Source organism: Desulfurobacteriaceae bacterium (assembly GCA_039832905.1).
GTDB lineage: Bacteria > Aquificota > Aquificia > Desulfurobacteriales > Desulfurobacteriaceae > Desulfurobacterium.
On sequence record JBDOLX010000054.1, the window covers coordinates 1 to 9128 of the forward strand.

Sequence of the window (9128 nt, forward strand, 5' to 3'; positions counted from 1 at the left end):
CCACATATAGTAAGGTTTTCCATCATTTTCTCCTTATCCTTACATCTAAACTTTTCACTGTCTCTTCTATTCCTTTTAAAGGTCTTATAAAGCCAAATAGTATTTCCTTAAGCATAGATCTTATGAAGGGTTTTAAAGGAATTTTATTTCCATTTACAAAAAGTTCTACTTTTTCATTTCTATCCTTTATAAACTTTTCTTCAAGGAATGTTGCTACTTTTTGAGGGTTATCTAAGGGAAACTTTAAAACGCCATCAATATCTACCTCATAATCAGAAATAACTCCGATGACATTTTCTAAGTTTTTTACAAGTAATGGTTCCTTTATATCTTTTCTTGTTATCTCAAACTTAGGAACTTTACTTTTCTTAAAGCCTTCACATATTACTATGTCATAATCACTAAAGAGTTTAGAAGCTAAGGTTTCAAGGTCAAAGTCTTCAAGTTTTTTAAAAAGAATTAGCTCAGAAGGAGTAATAATACCGATTGCATTGGCTCCTGCTTCTTTGTATTTATAACTATCTTTCCCTTCTGTATCTTTTATGACATTCTCATGTTTAGTTGACTTTAAAACAGCTATCCTATAACCCTTTTCTTTAAGTATCTTTACAACCTCTTTAACGAATGTAGTTTTACCACTATTGTGATAACCTATAAAAGAAACGACAGAAACCAAATCAACCTCCTACTCTTTTATAAACATTCTTTCAGCTTCAAAAGTTCCCCATATGGTTGGAAAGTAGTTTTTTACTCTATTCCTTGCAGCCTCAAGAACAACGGGTGCTGCTATATAAATTAGAGGTTGCTCGTAAGATATTATCCAATAAGCTTTTTTATAGATTTTTACTCTTTTTTCAAAATCAAGTTCTTTGGCTCCTTTTTCAAAAAGTTCATCTATCTTCTTTTCCCACTCTGTAGAGGGTTCTTTTTGCATTGGATTCCAAAGGTGTAACTGTCCTTTGCTCATCCAAACGTTTCTTCCTCCGTTTGGGTCTATAGATCCTGTAAGTCCAATTATTACAGCGTCAAAATCGTGAGTATGAAGAAGTTTCTCTACCAAGTTGTTAAAGTCAAGTGGTTGAAAGTGGACATCTATTCCAAGTCTTTTTAGGTCATGTTTGATTATTGCTCCTATTTTCACTCTCTGTGGATTGTTGGAGTTTGTAAGAAGATTAAACTCTACTTTGTGTCCATCTTCTGTTTCAAGCCATCCATCACCATTTCTATCTTTTAGACCTATTTCTTCTAAAAGCTTCCTTGCTTTCTCCAAGTCGTAAGGAAACTTTGGATAATTTTCATCGTAGTAGAGTTTATTGGCAGGAGTTACCGGTGAATAGACAGGATAACCAAGACCGTTGTAAACTGTAAGAATAATCCCTTTTCTGTCTATTGCGTGGGAAATAGCCCATCTAAACTTCCTGTTGGTAAACAGTTTCCACTTCCAGTCGGGGATTGCTCCTTTTTTTTGATTAAAGCACAAAAAGTCTGCAGTTAATGAAGCTCCAAGATTGTAGACAGTGTAATTGCCTTCTTTTTCTTTAGCCTTTAATTCGGGAAATTCATCTCCTCTTATACTGTAGAAATCAAGTTCTTTTGCTTTAAACTTTAAAAGCTGTGTGTTGGAATCAGGAATAATGAACTTGATTTTCTTGTCTATGTATGGAAGAGTTTTTCCACTTTCATCCTTTTTCCAGTAGTCTTTATTCCTCTCATAAACTAAATACTGTCCTGGAACATACTTTATTAGCCTATAAGGTCCTGTTCCAACAAGATTTTTAGGATTTTCAGAAACTGTCCAAGTTTCCATAAATTTCCCACTTTTTACCGTTTCCTCTAAGATATGTTTTGGGAAAATGGGAGCTCCGAGAGAGTATAAAAGTGGTGCAAAAGGTTCTGGAAGTTCAAAAACAACAGTGTATTTATCCATTTTTTTTACCTTTGGAAGCTTTCCATCTATTAAAAAGGAGTCTTTTGTAGAGTTTGGAATTTTCGGGTTAAAGTAAATTTGGTTATAAGTAAAGACGACATCATCTGCTGTAAATTCTTTGCCGTCAAACCATTTGACACTTTTCCTTAGGTGAAAAATCCACTTTTTTCCGTTCTCTTTAAATTCCCAAGACTCTGCCAATGCTCCTTTAGGTTTTAAAGTTTTCAAATCTATTTCTGTAAGTCCTTCAAACAGTTCTCCTACGGCATCGGTAGAGGAAGTTTCGTGTGCCATTACAAGGTTAAAAGTTTTAGGATCTGAGGAAGTAGCAAGGTATAGTGTCCCACCGTAGTTTCCGAGAAGTATTGTGATGTTATCAAGGTTAATGGTTTTTCCGAGGGAAAAAATTTCTTTCCTTTTGGAAGGTTCAGGAATGAGTGTAAGGAAAACAATAAACAGAACTATCATAGAAATAATTAAAAGTACACTGTTTCTAATTGCTTTCATAACGTTTCTTATCCGTAGATTTATTTTTTTTTAAGATAAAAAAAGCGGACAAAAAGCCCGCTTCCTAATTTTAACAAACTTTTCTACTTAGCTTGCAGGTGTGTTTCTGCATATAGGAACTGTATTAAGTATAGGAGCAATCAAGCTATTGTAACCACTAAAGACCTTATAAGCTTCTACAGAAACTGTATCCCATCCGCTGCTACATGATGTAGCAGTTGTAGCGTCATAGATATGATACCAGGTAGATAAGGATCCTGTGGAGTAGTCTGTATAGTAAGTTCCGTTTTTCAATATTTTTACGTAGAATGATCCACCTGTTCCTGAGTAAGATACAGTCTTTAAGAAAATATTACCACCAGTAGAAGGAAGGATAATTCCCCCTGTATCTAGTTTAACCAACACTGTATCCTCATCATCGTCGTGAATACCATTTCCATTAGCATCTCTATAGTATCTTGCATAGTCAACACTTCCATCTCCATCAGCATCAAAAGCATCTTCATAAACGAACTCGTTTGAGAGTTTTGTGCCGTAAGGATCCCCTTGAGCTCCTACAGTGCAAGTTGTTGCACTTAAGTTTGTTGTTACGCAATAGTCTATAGTGGCTGTATCGTTTGCACCGTAAATTGTTTCAACTACCGTCTTTGTGTCCTGTTTGGTAGTGTCTCCATTTAAGTCTTGAGTTAGGAGGGAAGTGAAGTTTATTTCACTTCCAGGAGAAAGGTTAGAACTTAACATATAGGTGCTTGAATAAGTTCCACTAAGAACTCCTAAGGAACTGGTAACACTAGGAGTTGTAGCAGTCCCTTCGAAGATTTCTAAAGTTGTTGTATCTCCATCTGAAGAGTCATCAAGTCCGGGATAAATGTTATAGATAAAGCAATGGGAAGGGGTATATGGATTACCAGAACTATCTTTTGTTGGAACTTCTAACTTACCGGTAGAAGAATTGTAGTATGTAGGACATGTTGTGCTTCCTGTAAGATTAACAGTTGGCATGCTATTTACCTTCAATGTAACATTAAAACTGATACCTTCGTATAAGTTATCCCAACCACCTATAGTTAGAGTTTTTGTTGTCCCTTCAGGGAAAGGATCAAACTCGATTTGGTAAGTTGCATTGTTAGTTGAATCCTTAGTTACTTTAAAGTAAGGATTAAAGCCAAATTTTGTTGTATTGACGGCAGTAGCATTATAGTAAGTATAAGTAACACCGCTACTGCTTAAAGTAATTCCGTCAATGTTTATACCACTGTATAGTGTAGTATCGTAAATATCTGGATCGTAGAAAGTTACATCAACTTTCTGAGGGGAGCTTGAAGCAACTTTTATTGTTCCCTTGTCTCCTTCATCAGTTAATGATCTTACAACGGTTCCATCGCCTTCCATTAAAATAGCATTCTCTATCAAAACGCTTAACTTTTGATTGTCGCCTGAAGCTTCAAACAGGACACCTTTGTCAACCGCTTCAATCAATGGATCAATAACAGTCAACACCTCTTCTTCGGAAGAATAACCTTGAGAGATGCTACTTTCACTTCCACTTCCGCCTCCACCCCCGCAGGAAAACAGAAATCCGCAACAGGTCAAAGCTAAAGGACTCAGAAGAAAAGTTTTTTTGGTTAGATACCTAGACCGTTCATGGAAAGTTCACATTACACCCTCCTAAAATATTATTAAATTTAGGTGGCGCTGCATTGTTTTTATAAGTTACATAAGAAATTTTCCCTCTTTTTTTTCCAAGGAAATTCTAAAGAATAAGAGATCTTTTAAAACGAAATGATACCTTACGAAGACGTAAATAGCAAATAAAATTGATAAAGTTTAAGTGGGTAAATGCACTACGGGTAAGCTCTTGATATAATTTAAGTTCCAAAAAACTTTTTCGGGAAGGAGTCTAAATGGCAAATAGCGAGAAGTACGATGCATCAGCTATAAAAGTTCTTGAGGGGCTTGAAGCTGTTAGGAAAAGACCGGGAATGTACATTGGCGATACAGGAGTTTACGGTCTTCATCACCTTGTTTTTGAAGTTGTTGACAATAGTGTAGATGAAGCTTTAGCAGGTTATTGCACAGAAATTAAGGTTGTAATCCATGAAGATAATTCGATAACTATTGAGGACAATGGAAGAGGAATTCCCGTTGATATACACCCTGAATATGGTAAACCTGCAGCAGAAATAGTTTTAACGGTTCTGCACGCTGGTGGTAAGTTTGAGAAAAAGGCTTACAAGTATTCTGGTGGTCTTCACGGTGTTGGAGTTTCTATAGTTAATGCCCTTTCTGAATGGTTAAGGCTTGAAATCCACAGAGATGGAAAAGTTTACAGGCAGCTTTACGAAAGAGGAAATCCTGTAAGCGAGTTTCAGTGTGTTGGGGAAACGACGAAAAGGGGAACAATAATTACTTTTAAGCCAGATCCAGAAATTTTTGAAACGACAGAGTTTAGCTGGGATACGTTAGCCAACAGATTAAGGGAACTTGCCTTTTTAAACAAGGGACTCAAAATTACTCTAGTAGATGAAAGAGTTGAACCTGTAAGAGAAGAAGTTTTCTACTTTGAAGGTGGAATTATTGAGTTTGTAAAGAAGATAAACGAGAATAAAGATCCAATCTTTGACGAACCTATTTACATAACTGGAGAAAAAGATGACATTTTGGTGGAAGTAGCACTCCAATATAACTCTACATACACAGAACAGCTTTTTAGTTTTGTTAACAACATCAACACTAGAGAAGGCGGTACTCATGTATCCGGTTTTAGAACTGCACTTACAAGGGCTATTGTTAAGTTTATAGAAGAGAACAACCTTATTCCTAAAAATGCAAAAATTTCAATTACTGGCGATGACGTAAGGGAAGGGCTTACTGCTGTAGTTTCTGTAAAAGTTCCAAATCCTCAGTTTGAAGGACAGACAAAGGCAAAACTTGGCAACTCCGAAGTAAGACCAATAGTTGCGTCCATTGTTTACGAAAAACTTTACGCTTTTCTCTTAGAACGTCCAGACATTGGAAAGAAAATTGCCGAAAAGGTGATTACTGCTGCAAGGGCAAGAGAAGCCGCCAAACGTGCAAGAGAACTTACAAGACGGAAAACAGCTCTTGAGGAGTTCTCCCTTCCCGGAAAACTTGCAGACTGCTCCGAAAGAGACCCTGCTAAGACCGAACTTTTCTTGGTAGAGGGAGATTCTGCCGGAGGTAGTGCAAAGCAAGGGAGAGACAGGCGTTTCCAAGCAATACTTCCTCTTAAAGGAAAAATAATAAACGTTGAAAAGGCAAGGATAGAGAAAGTTCTTTCAAATGATGAAATAAAGACAATTATCACTGCTCTTGGAACAGGAGTAGGGAAAAATTTTGATATAAACAAGCTTCGCTATCACAAGATAATCATAATGACAGACGCGGACGTTGACGGTGCCCACATTAGAACGCTTCTTTTAACTTTCTTCTTTAGACAATTTCCTGAAATTGTTGAAAGAGGACATCTTTTTATCGCCCAACCTCCTCTTTATAGAGTTAAGAAAGGTAAAAAGGAAATGTACATAAAGAGTGAGAAAGAACTTGAAAAGGTAGTTCTTGACTTTGCCCTTGATAGTGTTTCTCTTCTTTCAGGAGAACAAAAAGAACTTGCGAAAGAAAAAGCTCTTGAGGTTGCTCACAATATTTCTAACCTTGAGAGTATTGTTTCAATCCTTGCAAGAAAAAGGGATAGAGACATCATTAACATCTTATTGAGAACAAAAGCTTCTTATAAAGATCTTTATGAGAAGGAAAAAGTAGAAAACTTGGTAAAAGCTATAAAGGAAAAACTACCAAGTTCACTAAAGGGAACAGAGTTTGAAATCTTAGAGGATAAAGAACATCATATTTTCAAAATTCTTTGTAAGATACCTTTTGACAAGTATCTTGTAAAAATAGTTGAGATAGATGAGGATCTCTTAATGTCAGATCTTTACAAACAGGCAAAAGGACTAAAAGAGAGAATACAAGAAGTTCTTGGAAAACCTCCTTACAAGGCAAAAACTAAGAAGGGAGAAGTTAAAGAATTTGAAACCTTAGAACTTCTTTATAACTATCTCTTGCAAGTTGGAAAGGAAGGAATTTACATTCAAAGATATAAAGGACTCGGTGAAATGAACCCAGATCAACTTTGGGAAACTACGATGAATCCAGAAAATAGGACTCTTTTGAGAGTTTCTGTAGAAGATGCGGTTAAAGCAGATGAAATATTTACAATTTTAATGGGAGATAAGGTAGAACCGAGAAAAGAGTTTATCCAAAAGTTTGCAAAAGAAGTTAGAAACTTGGATATTTAGGGAAGGATTTATGTACTTTGAACTTCTCTTTGTTTACGGGACTTTAATGTCGGGCTTTTCTGCCCATACTTTCCTTTTTGATTCGGAATTTGTTGCTCACGGAATTCTCTACGGGGCGAAACTTCTACACTTAGAAGAAGGGTATCCGGGAGTGATTGAGGGAGAGGGAAGAGTTTTTGGAGAAGTTTATAGAGTAGATCCTTTAACCTTAAAAGCCATAGACCTTTTTGAAGAGTTTTATGAAAACTTTCCTGAAAATAGTCTTTATATAAGAGTTAAGAAACCTGTGATGCTTATACAGTTTAACGACTTTGTTGATGCATGGGTTTACCTTCTAAATAAAGACCTTCTTGACAGACTTTCTTTCACAGAAGTTCCATTTGGAAACTGGAAGGAGTTTATAAAGAAGTTGATGAAGTTGTAATAAAATTGAAGAAATAGGAAAAATGGAATATTGAGAAGTTTCTTATGAATATACGAGAAAAAATTTCTTCATTCTTCTTTCTACTACAAGTTTTTCTTGTAGCTATCCTCTATTTTCAAACGAACGCTAAGGGATTTAATATTGGTTTTACTCCTATTTTTGAATTGGGTAGAATTTTCAAATGGAGAAAAACTACTGAAAGAAGCTGGCTGGCGGTACGGAATGGAAATCCACGGCACTGAGAAAAATCCTTATCAAAAGGAACCTTATCTTTATCCTACGGTAGCAATCTACAGTGGAAGCGTTGATTATAATGGTCAAACTATGGACGGAACTCCTTCAAAAACTAACGTTAACTACAAAGGAATACGTTCAGAAGTGGCTTTAAACTTTCCTTTATACGCGAACGAAAATACATTTTGGTCAATAGTTTTCTTTTCCATAGAAGGTGACCGGTGGGATAGAGACATTGTTAGTACATCTCAAGCCCTTGGATATTTAGAAAAGTGGTTTGTTCTTAGTTGGAAAACAGGAATAAAAATAGGACGTGGATATCCTGAAGGATTTAAAGGAAGCTTTTGGTTAGGGTCTAGTTTCCTTACAACAAATACGGTAGATCTTTTTGGAGTTACTGTAGAACCTCAAGGAACCCTTTTTCTTGGTGCGGATTTTAAGTTATTAAACAGGTTGGGAGAATACCTATTTGAAGAAGGGCTTTTTGTTAGATATAGACACTGGGACAAATCTCCTGCAGAATTGGCTATTGTTGATAATAGTTTAATGTCTGTCTGGCAGCCTGAAAGTGAAGAGTTGACATTTGGGGTATTTGTTGGAATTACATTCTAAAAAAGCTTTCTAATCCTTTCTATAACTTCAACTGCCACTTTCTTTGGTATTCCAAGTTTAGCAAGTTCATCTGGTGTAGCTAAAGCAAGTTCTCTTAGATCTTTGTAGAACTTTTCAAGAATTTCTTTCCTTTTTGGCCCAAGTCCCTTGATGTCGTCAAAAATGCTTTTTAACATCTTTTGGCTTCTAACTTTTCTGTTAAAGGAGAGTGCAAATCTATGGGCTTCGTCTCTTAAAAAGGTAAAAAACCTAAATAGATGAGGATACTTTTTAGTTTCTATAACCTCTCCTTCGTCCGTGTAAACTATCTCCTCTTTTTTAGCTATGGAGAAAACGCGAAATGTGAGGGAAAAAGAATCTCTAACTTTCTTAGCTATGTTTAGCTGTCCTAAGCCTCCGTCTACAAGGACAAGGTTAGGAGGTTTAACCTCTCCTTTCTTTATCTTTTTGAAACGCCTTGTTAAAACCTCTTCCATTGAAGCGTAGTCGTTAATTCCACTTACACTTTTCACCCTGTAGCGTCTATACTCATTTTTTAGAAAACTTCCCCTCTCCCAGACAATACAAGAACCAACAGTTCCTTCCCCTTGTAGTGTGGAGATGTCAAAGACTTCAACCCTTTGAGGAAAGTCATCCATAAAAACTTTCTCGTATTCTTCAATAAGTGCTTTAAGGTTTAGGTTTATTCTTTCAAAAGTTCTATTTTTTTCAATAAACTCTAAAATTTCCTTTGGAATAGGCTTAACGGTTAAGTTATCAGCAAGGTAGTTAAAGTTTGCAAAAATTTCTTTTGGTGGCTCTTCATTTTCAAAACTTGCTTTAATCCATATTGTTCCCACAACGTCTTCTGTTAACTCTTTTTCAAAAGTAGTAAGTTCCTTTAAAAGGTTGTCTTCCCAAGGTTCTATAGGATCAAACTGAAATTTCTCTTTACCAAAGACTATTCCGTTTCTAACTGTGATTTTTAACCCGAAAAAGATCCCCCATTTTTCTTCCAAGTAGAAAACATCACAATCTTTATATTCTTCAAAAAACAAAAATCCCTTTTCGTAAAGGTTTTTTATTGCAAAAAACTGATCCCGTAAAGTGGCGGCTTTTTCAAACT

At 35.9% G+C, this 9128-nt stretch carries 7 protein-coding genes; 3 read left to right on the forward strand and 4 right to left on the reverse strand.

The features are described from left to right. Window positions 1–22: 22 nt before the first annotated feature. The 3 genes from mobB to ABGX27_04020 all read right to left on the reverse strand — a co-directional run bounded on the left by mobB (window position 23) and on the right by ABGX27_04020 (window position 3913). The gene (mobB, locus tag ABGX27_04010) at window positions 23–676 is read right to left on the reverse strand and encodes a molybdopterin-guanine dinucleotide biosynthesis protein B (GenBank protein MEO2068657.1); all 654 of its coding nucleotides are present in this window, start codon (window positions 674–676) and stop codon (window positions 23–25) included. Between the two features lie 9 nt (window positions 677–685). After that, window positions 686–2434, reverse strand: a complete 1749-nt coding sequence (locus ABGX27_04015; protein ID MEO2068658.1) for an ABC transporter substrate-binding protein — start codon at window positions 2432–2434, stop codon at window positions 686–688. An 87-nt stretch (window positions 2435–2521) separates the two neighbouring features. After that, window positions 2522–3913 carry a hypothetical protein gene (locus tag ABGX27_04020; GenBank protein MEO2068659.1) on the reverse strand — a complete coding sequence of 464 codons (1392 nt, stop codon included), beginning with the start codon at window positions 3911–3913 and terminating at the stop codon, window positions 2522–2524. 425 nt (window positions 3914–4338) lie between these two features. Here ABGX27_04020 and gyrB point away from each other — a divergent pair, with 425 nt between their 5' ends. The 3 genes from gyrB (at window position 4339) to ABGX27_04035 (ending at window position 8023) form a co-directional block, all read left to right on the forward strand. Continuing rightward, entirely contained in the window at window positions 4339–6753 is a 2415-nt protein-coding gene (gyrB, locus tag ABGX27_04025; GenBank protein ID MEO2068660.1) for a DNA topoisomerase (ATP-hydrolyzing) subunit B, read from the forward strand. A gap of 10 nt (window positions 6754–6763) precedes the next feature. Continuing rightward, window positions 6764–7177 carry a gamma-glutamylcyclotransferase family protein gene (locus ABGX27_04030; GenBank protein ID MEO2068661.1) on the forward strand — a complete coding sequence of 138 codons (414 nt, stop codon included), beginning with the start codon at window positions 6764–6766 and terminating at the stop codon, window positions 7175–7177. 159 nt (window positions 7178–7336) lie between these two features. Beyond that, window positions 7337–8023: a hypothetical protein gene (locus ABGX27_04035; protein ID MEO2068662.1), complete on the forward strand. Its 687-nt coding sequence runs from the start codon at window positions 7337–7339 to the stop codon at window positions 8021–8023. On the opposite strand, the gene ABGX27_04040 is transcribed toward ABGX27_04035, so the two are convergent. Continuing rightward, window positions 8020–9128, reverse strand: a 1109-nt coding sequence (locus ABGX27_04040) for a helix-hairpin-helix domain-containing protein (protein MEO2068663.1), incomplete at its 5' end; no start/stop codon positions are given. The two genes, ABGX27_04035 and ABGX27_04040, sit on opposite strands and share 4 nt — an antisense overlap.

Coding starts and splice junctions, on each gene's coding strand:
- ABGX27_04015 (MEO2068658.1), bottom strand. CDS start 2,434: ATGAAAGCAATTAGAAACAGTGTACTTTTAATTATTTCTATGATAGTT.
- gyrB (MEO2068660.1), top strand. CDS start 4,339: ATGGCAAATAGCGAGAAGTACGATGCATCAGCTATAAAAGTTCTTGAG.
- ABGX27_04030 (MEO2068661.1), top strand. CDS start 6,764: ATGTACTTTGAACTTCTCTTTGTTTACGGGACTTTAATGTCGGGCTTT.